Below are 18,094 nucleotides of genomic sequence, written 5' to 3'. Positions count from 1 at the left end.
CCCCTGTGGGAGCGGGCTTGCTCGCGAAGGCGGTGTGTCCGCGACATGAATGCTGACTGACACGACGCTTTCGCGAGCAAGCCTGCTCCCACATTTGCTTTGTAGTGGTCAGGCGACTGCCGGAGTCTTTTGAGAATGCGTTTCAGCCTCCAGTTCGCGCACCAACGGCAACACTCGCTTGCCGAAATACTCCACCTCCTCCTGAAAGTGCAGGAACCCCGCCAACACCAGATCCACCCCCACCGCCTTCAGCGCCACAATCCGTTCGGCAATCTGCAATGGCGTACCGATCAGGTTGGTCTTGAAGCCATCGTTGTATTGCACCAGATCCTCGAACGTCGATTTCGCCCAGTTACCCTCACCTTCCGGCGATGCCCTGCCCGCCTGCTTCGCCGCGTCGCCAAAAGCATTCACCGCTTCCGGATCAGCCTGCTCGATGATCTGCGCCAGTACGGCGCGCGCCTCTTCTTCGGTGTCACGGGCGATGACGAAGGCGTTGACGCCGATTTTCACCGAGTGATTGTTCGCCGCCGCCTTGGCACGAATGTCATCAACCTGCGCCTTGATCCCCTCGACGCTGTTGCCGTTGGTGAAATACCAGTCTGACACCCGTGCCGCCATGTCCCGCGCGGCACGTGAACTGCCGCCCTGGAAGATCTCCGGGCGCCCCAGCGGTTTGGGCTTGAGGCTGTAATTGTCGAACCGGTAGAAGTCGCCGCGAAAGCTGAAGTTGTCCTGACTCCAGATCCCGCGCAGCGAACGAATGAACTCCTCGGAACGCCGATAGCGTTCGTCGTGTTCCAGCCAGTGCTCGCCGATCGCCTGAAACTCGCCCTTGAACCAGCCACTGACAATGTTCACCGCGATCCGGCCGTTGGTGAGTTGATCGATGGTTGCCAATTGCTTGGCCGCCAGCGCCGGTTGCCATGGCCCCGGCAGAATCGCCGCGATCACTTTGAGCTTGCTGGTGGCGGCCAGCAGTGCGTGACTGAAAGCCACCGATTCATGCTGGAACTCGGCGCCGTAACCGGCAGTGAAGCGGATCTGCGTCAGCGCATATTCGAACCCCGCCGCTTCGGCGAGCTGCGCCAGTTTGCGGTTGTAGTCGATGCCCCAATCAGTGCGCTGCTCGATCTTGCTGACCACCAGACCACCACTGACGTTCGGCACCCAGTAGGCGAATTTCACGGCTTGCTTGCTCATTGGCGTGTCCTCGGGACATTGGGAAGGTCAAGGAGTCAGAGCAGCAAGCGTGCCAGCGTCCAGTCACCCGTTTTTATTGGGGTTGAGGCTGATGGAGTTGCATTGTTGGAGGGTGATTTGTTGTCGAGGTGTTGGGTGGGCAACAGTTGAATAGTCAGTGCCTGAGCTGGCCTCTTCGCGAGCAAGCCCGCTCCCACAGATGCAACATGTGGGAGTGGGCTTGCTCGCAAAGGCGTCCGACGGGTCGCCGCAAAAGCCGGATGCAGGTAACATGGCCGACCTCCCCGCAGCCCTTCTGCGCCCTGCCGAATAAGCCGACTCCATGCCTTTCGAACTCAGCGTTGACCTCACTACCCTGGCCGTTCTGGCCCTCGTCGCTTTCATTGCCGGTTTCATCGACGCCATCGCTGGCGGCGGCGGTCTGCTGACCACCCCGGCGCTGCTCACCGCCGGCTTGCCGCCGCACCTGGTACTGGGCACCAACAAGCTGAGTTCGACCTTCGGTTCGGCCACCGCCAGTTTCACTTTCTACCGGCGCAAGCTGTTCCACCCCCGGCAGTGGACGCACGCGATCATCGGCACCTTGGTCGGCGCACTGACCGGCGCCATCGTCGCCCACTATCTGCCAGCAGAATGGCTGAATAAAATGCTGCCAGTGATCGTGTTTGCCTGCGGCGTGTATCTGTTGTTCGGCGGCACGCCCAAAGCGCCGCTGGACAGCGATGCGCCGATCAAGAAGAAATGGCAGTCGAGTCAGGGCTTCAGCCTGGGTTTCTACGACGGCGTTGCCGGCCCCGGCACTGGCGCGTTCTGGACCGTCAGCAGCCTGCTGCTCTACCCGATCGATCTGGTCAAGGCCAGCGGCGTGGCGCGCAGCATGAACTTCGTCAGCAACATCGCGGCGCTGTCGGTGTTCGTGTTTTCCGGGCAAGTGGACTGGATCATCGGCCTGAGCATGGGCCTGTCGGTGATGGTCGGCGCGTTCTTCGGGGCGCGCACCGCGATCAGCGGTGGCGCCAAGTTCATTCGCCCGGTGTTCATCACCGTGGTGCTGGGGCTGACCGTGCGGTTAGCCTGGCAGCACTGGTTCAGCGTGGCCTGAACGCCGCGCCACGTAGACGTCGATCAGGTAACGGGCAATCGATTTTGACGCTGGCAACGGCGGCAGATCGTGCACGTTGAACCACTGGGCATCTTCGATCTCGTCTTCCTGACAGACAATCTCGCCACCGGCGTATTCGGCATGGAAGCCGAGCATCATCGAATGCGGGAACGGCCAGCACTGGCTGCCCATGTACTGGATGTTCTTCACCTCGATCTGCACTTCTTCGCGCACTTCGCGAACCAGGCACTCTTCCGCCGACTCGCCCGGCTCGGCAAAACCGGCCAGCGTGCTGTAAACCCCGGTGACAAAACGCGGTGAGCGCGCCAGCAGAATCTCGTCGCCGCGCGTGATCAGCACAATCATGCTCGGCGAAATGCGCGGATAACTGCGCAGGTCGCACGGCTGGCAATACATCGCCCGCTCGCGCGGCACCTGCGTCATCGCCTGCCCGCAGTTGCCGCAAAAGCGATGTTCGCGCGCCCAGGTGCCGATCTGCGCGGCATAACCCAGCACTTTGTAGACGGTGTGATCGCCATCGAGCATGAACGCCCGCAGGCCTTTCCAGTTGCAGCCCGGCACTTCGCTGGAACTGCGCAATTCCAGCAGAAACACCGGCTCGCCATCAAGGTGACCGATGCCGTGTTCGGCGAGGACTGACAGGTCCTGACGCTTGAGCCAATCGCGGGGGAACAGCGCGCCGTTGTCATCGAACAGAAAGCCTTCGGGGCTGCGCGCCACGGCCCAGCCGCCGGGTTGATCGGTGTCCAGTACTGCAGTGGTCCAACGAGCTGTCATGGTTTCTCAATCCAGAAATTCGGGTTTCTGTTTACTCATATGGGCGGCCATGGCCACGCGCAAGTCGGTGGATTGCAACATGGCGGCGTTCCAGGTGGCAACGTATTCGAGACCGTCGTCGATGCGATGGTCGCGCATGTAGCTGATCATTTCCTTGGTGCCAGTGACCGCAATCGGCGACTTGCCGGCGATGGCGCGGGCAATGTCCATCACGCCTTCGAGCAGCAGTTCCTTGTCACTGTACACGCGATTGACCAGGCCGATGCTGCGCGCCTCTTCGGCGCCAAAGGTGCGACCGGTATAAGCCAGTTCACGCAGCATGCCGTCACCGATGATCCGTGGCAACCGTTGCAAGGTGCCAACATCGGCGGCCATGCCGATGTCGATTTCCTTGATCGAGAATTGCGCGTCTTCAGCAGCGTAACGCATATCGCAGGCAGCGATCAGGTCGATCGCGCCGCCCAGGCAGTAGCCCTGAATCGCGGCCAGCACCGGTTTGCGACAGTTGTCGACAGCGTTGAACGAGGCCTGCAGGGTGAGGATCTTGCGCCGCAGCAGGCGCGCGTTACGGCCGACATCCTTGCCCAGTTCATTGGCGACGCCGGCGAGCATCATCAGGTCGATGCCGGAGGAAAAGTGTTTGCCGTTGCCGCTGAGCACCACCACCCGCACTTCGTCGGTGTCATCGATCCACTGGAAAATCTCGACGATCTCGCTCCAGAACGCGGCGTTCATCGAGTTGATCTTTTCCGGACGGTTGATCTGCACATGAGCGATGTTGTCGGCCAGTTCGACGCTGAAGGCGGTGTATTGAGACATGGCAGTGATCCTTTACCGGACAGAAAATGAGGCCCGAACTATAACAAGGCATCACAATGGCGGTTCGGCCAAATGCGGGACTGGGTCGAGAGATGTGGTGTCAGGGCCGGCCCCTTCGCGAGCAGGCTCACTCCTACAGGGATCGGTGGTGACTGCAGAATCCCTGTTCACTGAAGATCAATGTGGGAGCGAGCCTGCTCGCGAAGGGCCGCACCGCCGGTCTAACCGCCCTTTACCGCCACATACGCCGCCGTCTCATAAGGCACCGTCAGCACATGCCGGCCGCGCAACGCCGGCTCCGAGGCGATCAGTGCGCGGATCTGTTCATCGACCTTGTCGCGCTGCGCCTGAGGCAGCGCGGCAATGAAACTGGTGGAGCGCACCCGATTGAAAATCACGTCCTCGGGCGAGCCGGTGTGCCCATGGTGAAACTGCTGCAATTGCAGGCCCCCGAACGCCGGATGCGGGAACGCCTCGCGCCATTGGCCGGTGTAATAACGCGGCGTATCACCTTCCAGGGCGTTGACGATAGCGTCGAGTTTCGGCACCCAACTGATTTGTGTGTCACGCAGGTTCCAGATCAGGCCGAGCTTGCCGCCGGGCTTGAGCACCCGGGCAATCTCGGTCAAGGCCTCGGAGGTGGCGAACCAGTGAAATGCCTGGGCGCAGACCACCACGTCCACCGACGCGTCGGGCAATGGCAGATCCGTCGCGGTGCCGCTCACGGCCAGCACTTCGGGCCAGGCGGCGGAGAGTTTTTCCAGCATCTGCGCCACCGGCTCCACAGCGATCACCTGCGCGTCGGTGGCCGCCAGCCGCCCGGTGAACTTGCCAGTGCCGGCACCCAGATCGATGACCGTTTTGCGACTGTCCAGGCCTAACGTTTGCGTCAGCCACTGACTGACCTGCGGCGGATAGTCGGGGCGGCCTTTGACGTAGGTATCGGCGGCAGTTTTGTAGCCGGCGGCAGCGCAATGATGAACCTGATCTTTCATGGCAGTTCCTCGTGTGTCAGCGCGGCGGCATGGCAAGGCGCTGGATGGACGGCTGGCATTCCTGAGCATAACGCCACAATTTGCGCGTACCTTGAACAGAGCCTGACAAAGCAATGAATAAAATCCCGTGCTGTGGTGTTCAAAGTGAAACATAACCCTCTGTGGAGCCTTGCCCATGACTATCCGTTCCGTTATGTTCGCCGCCCCGTTGCTGCTGGTGACCGCGTTGTCCGCATCGATGGCGTTTGCCAACGGTGATGAAAGCGCGCCCGTGCAGAAACCCAACTGCCCCAAAGGCCAGGTCTGGGACAGCAAATCGAAGAAATGCGTGATGCAGACCAGCAGCGCCGTGCCGGATGCCGACCGTACCGACTACGCCTACAGATTGGCCAAGGACGGTCGGTACGAAGAGGCCCTTGCCCTGCTCGACACCCTGAAACAGCCGAACACCGCCAAGGCCCTCAATTACCGCGGTTACGCCACACGAAAACTGGGGCACACCGATGAAGGCATCAGCTATTACCTGCAGTCAGTAAAACTCGATCCGCAATACGCGCAAGTACGCGAATATCTCGGCGAAGCCTATGTGATCAAAGGCCGCGTCGACCTGGCGCAGGAACAGTTGCAGCAGATCAAATCGATATGCGGTATGTCCTGCGAGGAATACCAGGACCTGGCCGAAGCCATCAACGATTCATCGAAAACCTGAAATCAATAAAGGAACGCCATCATCGTCAGCGATCAGGCATTCAGAGCAGAACTCGGACAGCACCTGGCGCGTTTGTGGCGCTACGGTCTGCTGCTGTCGCGCAATCGGCACGTGGCCGAGGATCTGGTGCAGGCGACCTGTGTGCGGGCGCTGGAACGTGCCGGTCAATACGTGGCCGGCACACGCATGGATCGCTGGCTGCTGAGCATCCTGCATTCGATCTGGCTCAACGAAGTACGCGCACGCCGGGTGCGTCAGGGCGCGGGCCAGGTCGATGCAGACGGTCAACTGGCCATCGATGGCGAGTACGCCGCGCAGACGCACGTGATGGCGGCGCAGGTGATCCGCCGGGTCGATGCCTTGCCCGAAGCCCAGCGCGAAACCGTATACCTGGCCTATATCGAAGGGTTGTCCTACCGCGAGGTCGCCGAGATCCTGCAAGTGCCGATCGGGACGGTCATGAGTCGCCTGGCCACCGCGCGCCTGAAACTGGCGCAATACCCGCCCCTGCAAGCCGTACCGAAATCCACCGGAGGTGATCACCCATGAACAAGCCCTCCGACGAACAACTGACGGCCTACCTCGATGACGAACTGGACCCGGCCTATCGCAGCCAGCTCGACAGCGCGATTGCCGACGACTCGTTGCTCAGTCTGCGCGTGCAATGGCTCGACCGCAGCAGCCTGCCGTACAAAGAGGCCTATGACGAGCTGGCGCAACAGGCGCCACTGGAGCGTTTGCAAGCACGCCTCGATGCCATCGCCGCGCCTCAGCGGCCGGGCCTGAGCCGTCGCTGGTTTATCGGCGCGACCGCTGCTGGCCTGCTGGCTGGCGGCGTGTTGGCCGATCGGCTGTTTATCGCCTGGCAGGCGCAACAAGCGCATAACTGGCGCGCGCTGGTCGGCGATTACATGGCGCTCTATGTGCCGCAGACCCTCGATCACTTGCCGAGCGACGAAGCCAGTCAACGCGCGCAACTGCGCACGGTGGACGCACGGCTGGGGTTGAATCTGTCACCGGCACTGGTGACGTTGCCGGGCGCCGAACTCAAGCGGGCACAGATGCTTGAGTACGACGGCGTGCCGATTGCACAGTTGACCTATCTGGACGCGAAGCATGGCCCGCTGGCCCTGTGTGTCACGCGGTCCAACAGCGGCAGCCGGCCACTGGCGCACGAACGGCGGCATGAGATGAACGTGGTGTACTGGGCCGAAGGCGAGCACGCGTGGATGTTGATCGGGCACAACCCGGCGCTGGAGCTGGAGGAGCGGGCAAAACACTTGATCGAAAAGTTGGGCGCGTAAATGCCGCTCCACTATGCTGGACCGGTGATTATCCAAGGAGGCCCCACCGATGCAGATTTCACCCCGCACCGCCCTGCTGGTCATTGACGTGCAGAACGACTTCACCCCCGGCGGCCAATTGGCCGTGCCCGAAGGCGATCTGATTGTGCCGCTGATCAATCGCCTGGGCGGCCTGTTCAAACAGGTGGTCATTGCCCAGGACTGGCACCCGACCGGCCACGCCTCGTTCGCCTCAAGTCACCCCGGGCGCAAGCCTTACGAGGTGATTCAGTTGCCCTACGGCGAACAGACACTCTGGCCGGAGCATTGTGTACAAGGCACGGCCGGCGCCGAGTTCCACCCGGCGCTGGATCTGCCCCACGCGCAACTGATCATTCGCAAAGGCTGCAATCCGGATATCGACAGTTATTCGGCGTTTCTCGAAGCGGACCGGCGCACCACCACAGGGCTGGCCGGTTATCTGAAGGAGCGCGGTATCGACACGGTCTATATGGTCGGTCTGGCACTGGATTTCTGCGTGATGTTTTCCGCGCTGGATGCCCGGGCGGCCGGATTCAATACGTTTGTGCTGCTGGATGCCTGCCGCGCCATTGACAGGGACGGATCACTGGCGGCGGCCATGGAGCGGATGCAGACCGCCGGGGTTGGCCTGATTCAATCGAACCAACTGATCTGACCGACGCGTTCCCCCTCCCTGTAGGAGTGAGCCTGCTCGCGATAGCGGTGTGTCAGTCACCCGATATTTGGCTGACCCACAGCTTTCGCGAGCAAGCCCGCTCCCACAGGTTTCGGGTCAAGCCATGTCAGGCAACCACAACCGGAACCGCGCCCCACCCAACGGCGAGTTCTCTACCGTCAACGTCCCACCCTGCGCCTCCAGCGCCCGGCGGCTGATTGCCAACCCGAGACCAAACCCACCTGTAGCCCGGTCGCGGCTGCGGTCAAGCCGATAGAACGGTTCGAAAATCCGCTCACGCTCGTCATCCGGGATACCGATACCATCGTCGTCGACCCAGATCTCGCAGCCATCGGGACTGACCTGCACGCCAATCTGAATGCGCTTCTCGCAATAGCGCATGGCATTGCGCAGCAGGTTCTGGATGGCCCGCGCGGTCAGGCGCGGATCCAGCGAAAACCGTTCGAGCTGACCGTGCAAAAGCACATCAATAACGATGTCCGGTGAGTCCAGTTCTTCATCGACGCTGCCCAGAATGCTGTCGATGAACTCGTCCAGCGAGACCTCGATCTGCTCGGGCAATTGCGCCGGATTCTGCAGGCGGCTGTAGGACAACAGCTCCAGCACCAACTCATCCAGTTCACGAATGTGCGCCACCAGCCCCTGCAGGCGCTCGCGGCTGGTCGCCGGCAAGTCATCGGAGAGCGCCAGCGCCAGACCGAAATCCAGCCGGGTCAGCGGCGTGCGCAATTCGTGGGACACCGCGTTGAGCAAGTCACGCTGTTGGTTGAGCAGGTTCTCGATGTCGCCGGCCATGGTGTCGAAGACATTGGCCAGGCTGCCGATGTTGGAGCTGGCCGGGATCTGCGTGCGCTCACTCAGGTGACCCTTGCCGAAGCGTTCGGCAGCGCCCTTGAGGCGTTCCAGGTCGCGCCAGTGCGGGCGAATCCACAGCAGCAGGCAGGCGAGCATGCTCGCGCCGATCAGCACGTTGATGCTCCAGTACAGCAGATTGACGTCCATCGGGTCCGGCGGAACTACCATTTGCACGGCGACGTCTTCGTTCAGCGGCGCAACCGCCAATGTTCGCCAGCCCCAGTCCCCGATGCGCACCACGTTTTCTCCGCGACGCAAACGCGCCTGCTCGGCGGCGGTGAACTCGGCGTTGTCGATGCGCGCCAGCACAATGTGCAGCGGCTGGAAGTCCTTGTCCATCGACTGCGCCAGTGCCGGCCATTGATCATGCGGCACCGCGTGAAACTGGCGGGTGATCAGCGATTGCAGGCCACGCGAGTAATCGAGGTTATAGGCGATGAAGCGATCACGGAACGCCATGATCACCAGATCCGGCACCAGGTAGATCGCCGCGCTGTAGGAAACAATCGTCACCAGATACAGGCGAAAGAGGATTCTGAACATCAGCTCAGCATTCCCATTCGGAACGACTGAACAAGTAACCCTTGCCCCACACGGTCTTGATCTTGCGCGCCTCGCCGGCGTGGTCGTCGAACTTGCGCCGCAACTTGGAAATCGCCACATCCACCGAGCGGTCGGTACCGTTGAACTCGATGCCGCGCAGGCGTTGCAGGATCTGATCGCGGCTCAGCACTTCGCCGGCATGCCGGGCCAGCACCACCAGCAAATTATATTCGCCGCTGGACAGCTCCACGGGCTGCTCGCGCCAGGTCACGGTGCGTTCGGACAGGTCGATGCACAGGTTGCCCATGACGATCCGGTCATTGACGGTCATTGGTTCACCGAGGCTGCTGCGGCGCAGCAAGGTACGCACTCGGGCCAGCAGAACCCGTGGCTCGCACGGTTTGGTGACGTAATCGTCAGCGCCCATTTCCAGGCCCAGCACCTGATCGTGGCTGTCATCGCGGGCGGTGAGCATCAGGATCGGCAACGTCGCCGAATCCGCCCGCAGCAAACGGCAGACCTGCAGACCGTCGAGGCCGGGCAGCATCAGGTCGAGGATCACCAGGTCGGGCGGGTTGATCCGTGCCCGTTCACGCACATGGTCGCCACGCCCGATCACGCTGACGGAATAGCCGTTGCGCTCCAGGTAGCTGGAAATCAGTTCGGCGAGGGCGGTGTCGTCTTCGACCAGGAGGATGTTGGGCATGGGGTGTTCCAAGGAAAGTGCAGTGGCGACTGCTCGCGATGGCGGTTTATCTGTCGCAATAAATTTCAAGGCGTAAAGGATATACGCCCTCACCCGTCCCTGAGTAAAACCCTTACACAATTTCACACAGCGCCTACAAAGCTTCACCGCTACCCTCGGCGTCTGACCGTAGGATGCGGGCTTCAATATTGGGGGTGGTACATGTCGAAAAATCTGCTGGCCGGGCTCGGCCTGATCGCAATCGCACTGTCGCTGAGTGCCTGTGATTCGTCCTCTAAAGCCGAAGAGGAAGCGCCGCCGGCCACCGTGCGCATCGAAACCATCGAGGCCCGCCCCCTGACGATCAGCAGCGAACTGAGCGGGCGCATCGCCGCGCCACGCATCGCCGAAGTGCGTGCACGGGTGGCCGGTGTGGTGCTGCAACGCACCTTCCGCGAAGGCAGCGACGTGAAAAAGGGTGATGTGCTGTTCCGCATCGACCCGGCGCCGTTCAAGGCTGACCTCGACAGCGCCGAAGCCGCGCTGCGCAAGGCCGAGGCCAACGCGTTCCAGGCAAAGTTGCAGGAGCAGCGTTACGCGCAGTTGATCGACGATAAAGCCATCAGCGCTCAGGATTACGACAACGCACGCGCCAATGCCCGGCAAACCGCTGCCGATGTAGCCGGCAACAAGGCGGCGGTGGAGCGCGCGAAATTGAACTTGGGCTACGCCACCGTCACCGCGCCGATTTCCGGGCGTGTCGGGCGTGCACTGGTCACCGAAGGTGCGCTGGTCGGGCAGAACGAAACCACGCCCTTGGCGCTGATTCAGCAGCTCAACCCGATCCACGCTGACCTCACCCAGTCGACCCGTGAACTGAATGAACTGCGCCGCGCCTTCCGTTCCGGGCAATTGCAGGCAGTCGGTCAGGACCAGGTGAAAGCCACGCTGATTCAGGATGACGGCAGCCTCTACCCGTTGCCGGGCAAGCTGCTGTTCAGCGACATCACCGTCGACCCGGGCACTGGCCAGATCATTCTGCGCAGCGAATTTCCCAACCCGGACCTCGACCTGCTGCCGGGCAGCTTCATCCGCGTACGCCTGCAACAAGCGACCATCGAGCACGGCATCACTGTGCCACAGCGTGCAGTGCAGCGTGACAGCGCGGGTATCGCCCAAGTGCTGACCGTCGATGAGCAGATGCGTGTGGCCCAGCAACCGGTGCAACTGGGCGCGGTGCAGAACGACCGCTGGATCGTCACCGGCGGCCTCAAGCCCGGCGACCGCATTGTCATCGAAGGCCTGCAACACGCCCGTCCCGGCGAAAAAGTGCAGATCGACGACACCCCTCTTCCACTTGCCCAGACCACTGGTCAGTAAGCAGGACGCTTCTATATGCCGCAGTTTTTTATCGATCGCCCGGTGTTCGCCTGGGTCGTCGCCCTGTTCATCCTGCTGGCCGGTGCGCTGTCCATTCCGCAATTGCCGGTGGCGCAATACCCGGACGTTGCACCGCCGCAGATCGAAATCTACGCCGTGTACCCTGGCGCCTCGGCGCAGACCGTCGATGAAAGTGTGGTCAGCCTGATCGAGGAAGAGCTCAACGGTGCCGATCACCTGCTGTACTTCGAATCGCAGAGCAGCCTCGGCAGTGCCACAATCAAGGCCACTTTCCAGCCGGGCACCAACCCGGAGCTGGCTCAGGTCGATGTGCAGAATCGCCTCAAAGTGGTCGAGTCACGGCTGCCGCAAGCGGTGAACCAGCAAGGTTTGCAGGTGGAGAAAGTGTCTGCCGGCTTCCTGTTGCTGATCACCCTGACCTCCAGCGACGGCAAACTCGATGACGTGGCGCTCAGTGACTATCTGGCGCGCAACGTGATGAACGAGATCAAACGCATCGATGGCGTCGGCAAGGCGCAACTGTACGGCGCCGAGCGGGCGATGCGGATCTGGATCGATCCGCAGAAGCTGATCGGTTTCAACCTGACGCCGGCCGACGTCAACGCCGCCATCGTCGCGCAAAACGCCCAGGTATCGGCAGGCAGCATTGGCGACTTGCCCAATCCCTCCGCCCAGGAAATCACCGCAACGATTCTGGTGAAAGGTCAGCTGTCGACCCCGGAAGAGTTCGCCGACATCGTGCTCAAGGCCAATCGTGACGGTTCCACCGTACGCATCGGTGACGTGGCGCGGGTCGAGATTGGCAGTCAGGAATACCAGTTCGGCACGCGCCTGAACGGCAAGCCGTCGACCGCCGTCGGCGTGCAGTTGGCACCGGGGGCCAATGCGCTGGCGACCGCGACCTTGATCCGGGCGAAGATGGACGAGCTGTCGCGCTACTTCCCGGCCGGTGTCGAATACAAGATTCCCTACGACACTTCGCCATTCGTGAAGGTCTCGATCACCAAGGTTGTCTACACACTCGGCGAAGCGATGCTGCTGGTGTTTGCGGTGATGTTCCTGTTTCTGCAGAACATCCGCTACACGCTGATCCCGACGCTGGTGGTGCCCGTGGCCTTGATGGGCACTTTCGCCACCATGCTCGCGCTGGGTTTCTCGATCAACGTGCTGACCATGTTCGGCATGGTGCTGGCCATCGGTATTCTGGTGGACGACGCCATCGTCGTGGTGGAAAACGTCGAACGGATCATGGCTACCGAAGGCCTGTCGCCGAAAGAGGCGACGCGCAAGGCGATGAAGCAGATCACCGGGGCTATCATCGGCATCACCCTGGTGCTGGTGGCGGTGTTCATCCCGATGGCGTTCATGCAGGGCTCGGTGGGCGTGATCTACCGGCAGTTCTCGCTGTCGATGGCGACCTCGATCCTGTTCTCGGCGTTTCTTGCGCTGACCCTGACCCCGGCACTGTGTGCAACGCTGCTCAAGCCGATTGCCAAGGGCGAGCATCACGAGAAGAGCGGTTTCTTTGGCTGGTTCAACCGCCGCTTCGAACAATTGACCGATCGTTATCAAGGCTGGGTTGGCTACGCATTGAAGCGTAGCGGGCGTTATCTGTTGATCTACGTTGTGTTGCTGGTCGGCCTGGGCCTGTGCTTTGCGCGACTGCCCTCCTCGTTCCTGCCGGTGGAGGATCAGGGTTACACCATCACTGACATTCAACTGCCACCCGGCGCGACCAAAAACCGTACGGTGCAGGTGGCCGAACAGCTGGAGGCGCATAACGCCGGCGAGCCGGGTATCAGTGACAGCGTGGTGATTCTGGGCTTCAGCTTCTCCGGCAGCGGACAGAACGCAGCACTGGCGTTCTCCACGCTCAAGGACTGGTCACAACGCGGCGGCGATGACTCGGCCAGCTCCATTGCCGATCGTGCCAACATCGCCCTGAGCCAGATCAAGGACGCCATGGCTTTCTCCGTGTTGCCGCCACCGGTGGACGGCCTCGGTACGTCGAGCGGTTTCGAGTTCCGCCTGCAGGATCGCGGCGGCCTCGGCCACGCCACGTTGATGCAGGCGCGCGGCGAGTTGCTCGCCGCTGCGGAAAAAAGCCCGGTACTGATGAACGTGCGTGAAAGCGCGCTGGCCGAAGCGCCGCAGGTGCAACTGGAAGTAGACCGCAAGCAGGCCAACGCGCTGGGTGTGTCGTTCGCTGACATCGGCAACGTACTGTCCACCGCCGTGGGTTCCTCGTACATCAACGACTTCCCCAATCAGGGGCGCATGCAGCGGGTGGTGGTACAGGCCGAAGGCGATCAGCGCAGTCAGGTCGATGATCTGCTGAAAATGCACGTGCGCAACAACACCGGGCACATGGTGCCGCTGTCGGCGTTCGTTCAGGCGAAATGGACGCAAGGCCCGGCGCAACTGACCCGTTACAACGGTTACCCGGCGATCGCGATTTCCGGCGAACCGTCGCCGGGGCACAGTACCGGTGAAGCGATGGCGGAGATTGAACGGCTGGTCGCTCAAGGGCCGAAAGGTCTGGGTCAGGAGTGGACCGGGCTGTCGTTGCAGGAACGTTTGTCCGGCAGCCAGGCGCCGATCCTGCTCGGCCTGTCGTTGCTGATCGTGTTCCTGTGCCTGGCGGCACTTTACGAGAGCTGGTCGATTCCGACTTCGGTGCTGCTGGTGGTGCCGCTGGGCGTGCTCGGCGCAGTGCTGGCGGTGACCTTGCGCGGGATGCCCAACGACGTGTTCTTCAAGGTCGGGCTGATTACCATCATCGGTCTGTCGGCGAAGAACGCGATCCTGATCATCGAATTCGCCAAGAGCCTTTATGACGAGGGACACGACCTGATCGATGCGACGTTGCAGGCAGCGCGCCTGCGTCTGCGCCCGATCGTCATGACCTCGCTGGCGTTCATCCTGGGCGTGGTGCCGTTGGCCATCGCCACCGGCGCCAGTTCGGCGAGCCAGCAAGCCATCGGCACCGGGGTGATCGGCGGGATGATCACGGCAACGCTGGCGGTGATCTTTGTGCCGTTGTTTTTCGTGGTGGTGATGAAGCTGGTACAGCGTTTCACCAAACCCCACTAACCCCACTGTAGGAGCTGCCGAAGGTTCGGGCCGCGATCGGACGATCTTTTGATTTTGTTTCAGATCAAAAGATCGTCCGATCGCGGCCCGAACCTGCGGCAGCTCCTACAAAAGCACTGCTGCGTGCGCTAAGGTTCCGGGATTGATCATCACTGTGAGTCCTCATGCGCTTTCTCGCCCGCACCCACCCTCGCCTGTCCGCCGCCGCTCTGGTGGGCCTTGCCACCGGCCTGCTGGTCCCTGCCGATTCGATCATCAGCAAAATACTGATTGGCTGGAATGCCGGCGTCTGGACCTACCTGATCCTGATGTTCTGGTTGACCGTTCGGGCGAAGGCGCCGGACGTCAAACGTATCGCCGTCATCGAAGACGAAAACGCCGGGCTGGTATTGTTCGTGGTGTGTATCGCGGCGTTGGCCAGCCTGGCCGCCATCACCCTGGAGCTGGCCGGCACCAAAGATCTGGATACCCATCGCAAACTTCTGCATTACGCGTTCACCGCCCTCACCGTCGTAGGTTCGTGGCTGGTGATCGGGGTGATTTTCAGCGTGCACTACGCCCGGCTGTTTTACACCTGGGACGGCAAGGAGCCGGCACTGCGCTTTGCCGAGGGCCTGACAACACCCAATTACTGGGACTTCCTGTATTTCTCGTTCACCATCGGGGTCGCGGTACAGACGGCCGATGTCGGCGTCGCCACTCGCGACATTCGCAAGATCGTACTGGCACAGTCATTGATCGGGTTTGTGTTCAACACGGCGATTCTGGGCTTCTCGATCAATATTGCGGCAGGGTTGTTCGGTTGAAGGTCATTCACAAACACAAGAATCGACGCCAATAAAAAATCACATAAAAACGGCGATGTATACCTGTAAAGTCTGACAGTTTACAGCTTCGCCTGGCTGGCATCTCATAGGCTATCCCGCCTGTATTGAATGGCGAGATATCCTTTGTCATGACAGCGGAGGCTGGATTTATGAACGCATTAGCAAAAGTGCCATACCAATCAGTGATGGCAGGCACATGTAAAGGAACAATCAATGTAACAGAGCCTTACGAGGCCGGCATGGTAATACTGTCTGAGGCGACCTACCCCCCGCCTCATGGTGAGGCACATGTCATGCAGGCCATACAGCGGGGGTCAGCCCCGGATTATAAAACCAAGGAAGTCACGGTTTCTTTTACCAAGGGTCTCGCGAACGACAGATATGCATTGCTTCCTGGCTCTCCTAGCGTCCAGGTAATTTTTGTCGATAGTTCTACACCGGGTACACCAATCTCCTATACCAACAACAATGGAATAGCTGAACTCGCATTCGACGCTAATAAGTCCATTTTCAGTGGCATTATTAACGCCACACTCGAAAATCGGGATGAGGACACAATTAGAACCGTCAATCTGTACGTCGAATTTGAAGCCCTGCCAACACCACCTATGCGGCGAATTCCGCGTCCACCGTCATCCCGCAGGGGCCCATGCTGATTGATCGACGCCAGGCCGGTTAGGCATCTAAAAGAAAAGGAGGCCGAAGCCTCCTTTTCTCGTTTCCAGTATGCCGATCAGAACGCGTATCGCAAGCCCAGGGTCAATCCGGCGGGTTGACGGAAGTTCTTGCCGTCGCTGTATTCATAGTCGGCATGCATTTGCAGGTTTTTCGATACCGATGCCGAGACACCGGCTCCGACCATTCCCCGTGCCCCGGAAAGATCGTTCTTGAACACGTTGTCATTGACCTTCACTTCGTTGTTTTTGGCGAACTCATAGCCGCCACCCACCCGCAGATAAGGTTGCACTTCAACGTCATTGTTCAGTTTGAAATTGCGACCTGCCGTCACACCCGCTTCACCGAGGAGTGAACGTGCGCGGCCACCGTCTGCCTGCAAATCGTTGTCCAGCGAAAAATCCTTGCCCTGAATGACCACGGCCGACCACTTGGTGAAGGGCTCGACGAAATAACCGTCGTCAAGCTTGACGTGCCGACCGAATTCCACCGATCCACCGACCCCCGTGTTGTCATAGTCGCCTTTGGCCCGGGCGCCGTCGCTCAGGCTGACCTTCGCTTCGTTGCGAAACCGGTTCACTTTCAACACGGCATCGGCGTAATAACCGCTGTTTGCATCCAGCCAGGTGGCGTAAGTGCCCAGGTAGTAACTGTCGACATTACCCGACGTGCCCGCATTCAGATCGAGGTCGGACTTGCTGTGGCCGCCCATCACACCAACCAGCCACTGACCGTCCCCTACCGGCAGGGTGGTGTCAGCCCCCAGGGTGAACCCCACCTGACTCTGCCGGTAGCCGACACCGGATCCGTCAGCGATCTGATATTGATTGCCATAGGTCCGCCCCCAGGCGCCGCCCTGCCCGCCATTGAAACGCAACTCACCCATCCGGCTGCGCAACGAGGTCAGCTCGCCATACCAGGTCGGCAGAGGCGTATTGAACAGTGCCAGTACCGAGCGTGCGCCCGGGCTGACAATGCGAGAGGTCGGGTCAAGAATCCAGTCGTTGCCACTCTTGGCCAAGGCGTAGGAATACGCGCCTTGATCGACGACATTGCCCTGCAGCGAAAATTGTGCGGAGCCACCGTTGGTCTTGACCACCGTCACTGGCTGACCCGCAGGCGGTTCCGTACCGCTGCTGGCAATGAGCAATTCGTGCGAACCGCTGGCCGTGCCGGTGACGTTGAGCAAATCGGTCTGGCCGGTCGCCAGATCGGTACCCATGATGAAATGGCCGTTGCCGGACAGATTGGTCACATCCAGTTGATAGAACGCGTTGTCTGCCCCGAACTTGACCGAGCCACCATTGAGCACAAGATTTCCGACCTGGCTGTTATCCACCAGCACCCATTGTGAGTTGTCGTTGATCGTGGCGTTGGCCACGTTTCCAAGCCGGCCAGTCAGCACCGAATTGTTCTGCAAGGTCAGCCCGAACGTGCTGCCCGCCTCCGTCACGATATCGCCATTGAGTGTACTGCTGTTGACGGTCATTGAAACATCGGAACCGCCCCTGACCTCAACCAAGGTGTTATTGCCCGCCAGAAGTCTGGAGTTGGAAAGTGTCAATGTCGCGGTGGTCCGCTCGACATTAGCGAAATCCACCAGAATGGCAGAACCGTTTTTACCCTGAACAGTGGTGTTGTCCAGATTCAACGTGGCGGGTGCTACACCTGTTACATCCAGCGCGATGAAGACACCGTTCTGAGCGCCCGTGAGGGTACTGTTTCTGGCAACGGCATCAGCACTCTGCAGCCACAGGCCATAACCCGAAGGGCCGGTTCCCTCAAGGGTCGAGTCGACGACATTGATCAGGCTGTGGGAGGTGGCCAGGGCGCCAGCGGTCACGCCGGTGATGATGCTGTTATTGGTGATATTGGCTGTCGAGCCCGCCTGCGTGCCGAACACGCGCGCCGCCGACAGACCGATTCTGTCCGCATTGATCGTGCTGTTGTCGACGTTGCCCAGACTTGAGACAAGCTGCAAACCCGCTCGGGCACCCACGCTCGACAGGTTGGCGCCGCTCAGATTCACCGTCGAGTTGTTGGTGGCACTGATACCCTGAGTTCGGCTACCAGCGTTGACATTCACCGTCGAGCGGTTGGCGGTGATTGCCAGGGTCTCGGCATTGTTGACGTTCAGCGTGGCATTTTGAGTGAGATCCCAGCGTTCGATGGCATCTCCTGTATTGACGTTCGCGGTGCCCCCTACTACGGGTGCTGCACTGGCAAAGGAAGAAATCACAAGAAATGGCAAGCACAGTCCTTTCAATGAAAAGCCACGGAACGAACGTAAATACATACTGGTCACCTGCTCCGAAAAATAAACGATCGAATACGACGAGATGCCCGGCATCTCGTTTCTGAAGGGGTGCAAGGCTATAGAGCAATTAC

15 protein-coding genes are annotated in these 18,094 nt (G+C 60.6%); 8 read left to right on the top strand and 7 right to left on the bottom strand.

Going from position 1 to position 18,094, the window contains the following annotated elements; translation table 11 throughout:
• Positions 1–108: 108 nt before the first annotated feature.
• Positions 109–1,203, bottom strand: coding sequence for a dimethylsulfone monooxygenase SfnG (gene sfnG / locus PseAD21_RS07765; protein ID WP_102355185.1), 1,095 nt, complete (start codon positions 1,201–1,203; stop codon positions 109–111).
• A 322-nt stretch (positions 1,204–1,525) separates the two neighbouring features.
• On the opposite strand from sfnG, the gene PseAD21_RS07760 reads away from it, so the two are divergent.
• On the top strand, positions 1,526–2,305 hold the full coding sequence (locus PseAD21_RS07760) for a TSUP family transporter (protein WP_025109917.1): 780 nt from the start codon (positions 1,526–1,528) through the stop codon (positions 2,303–2,305).
• Here PseAD21_RS07760 and nudC read toward each other — a convergent pair.
• The 3 genes from nudC to PseAD21_RS07745 all read right to left on the bottom strand — a co-directional run bounded on the left by nudC (position 2,273) and on the right by PseAD21_RS07745 (position 4,917).
• Complete coding sequence (gene nudC, locus PseAD21_RS07755) at positions 2,273–3,103, bottom strand: NAD(+) diphosphatase (RefSeq protein ID WP_102355184.1); 831 nt, start codon at positions 3,101–3,103, stop codon at positions 2,273–2,275. The two genes, PseAD21_RS07760 and nudC, sit on opposite strands and share 33 nt — an antisense overlap.
• A gap of 6 nt (positions 3,104–3,109) precedes the next feature.
• A complete protein-coding gene (locus PseAD21_RS07750; protein WP_102355183.1) occupies positions 3,110–3,922 on the bottom strand; it encodes a crotonase/enoyl-CoA hydratase family protein in 813 nt (270 codons plus the stop codon).
• Between the two features lie 221 nt (positions 3,923–4,143).
• Positions 4,144–4,917, bottom strand: coding sequence for a class I SAM-dependent methyltransferase (locus PseAD21_RS07745; RefSeq protein ID WP_102355182.1), 774 nt, complete (start codon positions 4,915–4,917; stop codon positions 4,144–4,146).
• A gap of 175 nt (positions 4,918–5,092) precedes the next feature.
• Between PseAD21_RS07745 and PseAD21_RS07740 the strand changes: the two genes are divergently transcribed.
• The 4 genes from PseAD21_RS07740 to pncA all read left to right on the top strand — a co-directional run bounded on the left by PseAD21_RS07740 (position 5,093) and on the right by pncA (position 7,606).
• Positions 5,093–5,626, top strand: a complete 534-nt coding sequence (locus PseAD21_RS07740; protein ID WP_102355181.1) for a tetratricopeptide repeat protein — start codon at positions 5,093–5,095, stop codon at positions 5,624–5,626.
• A 72-nt stretch (positions 5,627–5,698) separates the two neighbouring features.
• Positions 5,699–6,175, top strand: a complete 477-nt coding sequence (locus PseAD21_RS07735; protein ID WP_256588103.1) for a sigma-70 family RNA polymerase sigma factor — start codon at positions 5,699–5,701, stop codon at positions 6,173–6,175.
• Positions 6,172–6,930, top strand: coding sequence for an anti-sigma factor (locus PseAD21_RS07730; protein WP_102355179.1), 759 nt, complete (start codon positions 6,172–6,174; stop codon positions 6,928–6,930). The genes PseAD21_RS07735 and PseAD21_RS07730 overlap by 4 nt, the downstream gene beginning before the upstream one ends.
• A 49-nt stretch (positions 6,931–6,979) precedes the next feature.
• The gene (gene pncA / locus PseAD21_RS07725) at positions 6,980–7,606 is read left to right on the top strand and encodes a bifunctional nicotinamidase/pyrazinamidase (protein WP_102355178.1); all 627 of its coding nucleotides are present in this window, start codon (positions 6,980–6,982) and stop codon (positions 7,604–7,606) included.
• 117 nt (positions 7,607–7,723) lie between these two features.
• Here the strand turns inward: pncA and PseAD21_RS07720 are convergent, their stop codons facing one another.
• Together PseAD21_RS07720 and PseAD21_RS07715 are read right to left on the bottom strand one after the other, a co-directional pair.
• Complete coding sequence (locus PseAD21_RS07720) at positions 7,724–9,025, bottom strand: ATP-binding protein (protein WP_102355177.1); 1,302 nt, start codon at positions 9,023–9,025, stop codon at positions 7,724–7,726.
• Positions 9,026–9,029: 4 nt separating this feature from the next.
• The gene (locus PseAD21_RS07715) at positions 9,030–9,731 is read right to left on the bottom strand and encodes a response regulator transcription factor (RefSeq protein ID WP_003224662.1); all 702 of its coding nucleotides are present in this window, start codon (positions 9,729–9,731) and stop codon (positions 9,030–9,032) included.
• A 201-nt stretch (positions 9,732–9,932) separates the two neighbouring features.
• Here PseAD21_RS07715 and PseAD21_RS07710 point away from each other — a divergent pair, with 201 nt between their 5' ends.
• From PseAD21_RS07710 to PseAD21_RS07700, 3 genes are all read left to right on the top strand, one after another.
• Positions 9,933–11,090 (top strand): efflux RND transporter periplasmic adaptor subunit, encoded by a 1,158-nt coding sequence (locus tag PseAD21_RS07710; RefSeq protein ID WP_102355176.1) that lies wholly within the window; start codon positions 9,933–9,935, stop codon positions 11,088–11,090.
• Positions 11,091–11,105: 15 nt separating this feature from the next.
• The gene (locus PseAD21_RS07705; RefSeq protein WP_102355175.1) at positions 11,106–14,204 is read left to right on the top strand and encodes an efflux RND transporter permease subunit; all 3,099 of its coding nucleotides are present in this window, start codon (positions 11,106–11,108) and stop codon (positions 14,202–14,204) included.
• 164 nt (positions 14,205–14,368) lie between these two features.
• A complete protein-coding gene (locus PseAD21_RS07700) occupies positions 14,369–15,010 on the top strand; it encodes a DUF1345 domain-containing protein (RefSeq protein WP_102355174.1) in 642 nt (213 codons plus the stop codon).
• A 754-nt stretch (positions 15,011–15,764) separates the two neighbouring features.
• On the opposite strand, the gene PseAD21_RS07695 is transcribed toward PseAD21_RS07700, so the two are convergent.
• Positions 15,765–18,056 (bottom strand): autotransporter outer membrane beta-barrel domain-containing protein, encoded by a 2,292-nt coding sequence (locus PseAD21_RS07695; protein ID WP_256588102.1) that lies wholly within the window; start codon positions 18,054–18,056, stop codon positions 15,765–15,767.
• Positions 18,057–18,094: the final 38 nt, after the last annotated feature.

Source organism: Pseudomonas sp. AD21, from assembly GCF_002878485.1.
Taxonomy (GTDB): Bacteria; Pseudomonadota; Gammaproteobacteria; order Pseudomonadales; family Pseudomonadaceae; genus Aquipseudomonas.
This window is presented reverse-complemented; position numbering and strand designations above follow the sequence as displayed.

What these genes read in the sequence shown, in the direction of transcription:
- PseAD21_RS07745 (WP_102355182.1), bottom strand. Translation starts at nt 4,917, where the DNA reads ATGAAAGATCAGGTTCATCATTGCGCTGCCGCCGGCTACAAAACTGCC.
- PseAD21_RS07710 (WP_102355176.1), top strand. Translation starts at nt 9,933, where the DNA reads ATGTCGAAAAATCTGCTGGCCGGGCTCGGCCTGATCGCAATCGCACTG.
- PseAD21_RS07750 (WP_102355183.1), bottom strand. Translation starts at nt 3,922, where the DNA reads ATGTCTCAATACACCGCCTTCAGCGTCGAACTGGCCGACAACATCGCT.
- PseAD21_RS07740 (WP_102355181.1), top strand. Translation starts at nt 5,093, where the DNA reads ATGACTATCCGTTCCGTTATGTTCGCCGCCCCGTTGCTGCTGGTGACC.
- PseAD21_RS07700 (WP_102355174.1), top strand. Translation starts at nt 14,369, where the DNA reads ATGCGCTTTCTCGCCCGCACCCACCCTCGCCTGTCCGCCGCCGCTCTG.
- sfnG (WP_102355185.1), bottom strand. Translation starts at nt 1,203, where the DNA reads ATGAGCAAGCAAGCCGTGAAATTCGCCTACTGGGTGCCGAACGTCAGT.
- PseAD21_RS07720 (WP_102355177.1), bottom strand. Translation starts at nt 9,025, where the DNA reads ATGTTCAGAATCCTCTTTCGCCTGTATCTGGTGACGATTGTTTCCTAC.
- PseAD21_RS07760 (WP_025109917.1), top strand. Translation starts at nt 1,526, where the DNA reads ATGCCTTTCGAACTCAGCGTTGACCTCACTACCCTGGCCGTTCTGGCC.
- PseAD21_RS07695 (WP_256588102.1), bottom strand. Translation starts at nt 18,056, where the DNA reads ATGCCGGGCATCTCGTCGTATTCGATCGTTTATTTTTCGGAGCAGGTG.
- PseAD21_RS07715 (WP_003224662.1), bottom strand. Translation starts at nt 9,731, where the DNA reads ATGCCCAACATCCTCCTGGTCGAAGACGACACCGCCCTCGCCGAACTG.
- PseAD21_RS07730 (WP_102355179.1), top strand. Translation starts at nt 6,172, where the DNA reads ATGAACAAGCCCTCCGACGAACAACTGACGGCCTACCTCGATGACGAA.
- nudC (WP_102355184.1), bottom strand. Translation starts at nt 3,103, where the DNA reads ATGACAGCTCGTTGGACCACTGCAGTACTGGACACCGATCAACCCGGC.
- pncA (WP_102355178.1), top strand. Translation starts at nt 6,980, where the DNA reads ATGCAGATTTCACCCCGCACCGCCCTGCTGGTCATTGACGTGCAGAAC.
- PseAD21_RS07705 (WP_102355175.1), top strand. Translation starts at nt 11,106, where the DNA reads ATGCCGCAGTTTTTTATCGATCGCCCGGTGTTCGCCTGGGTCGTCGCC.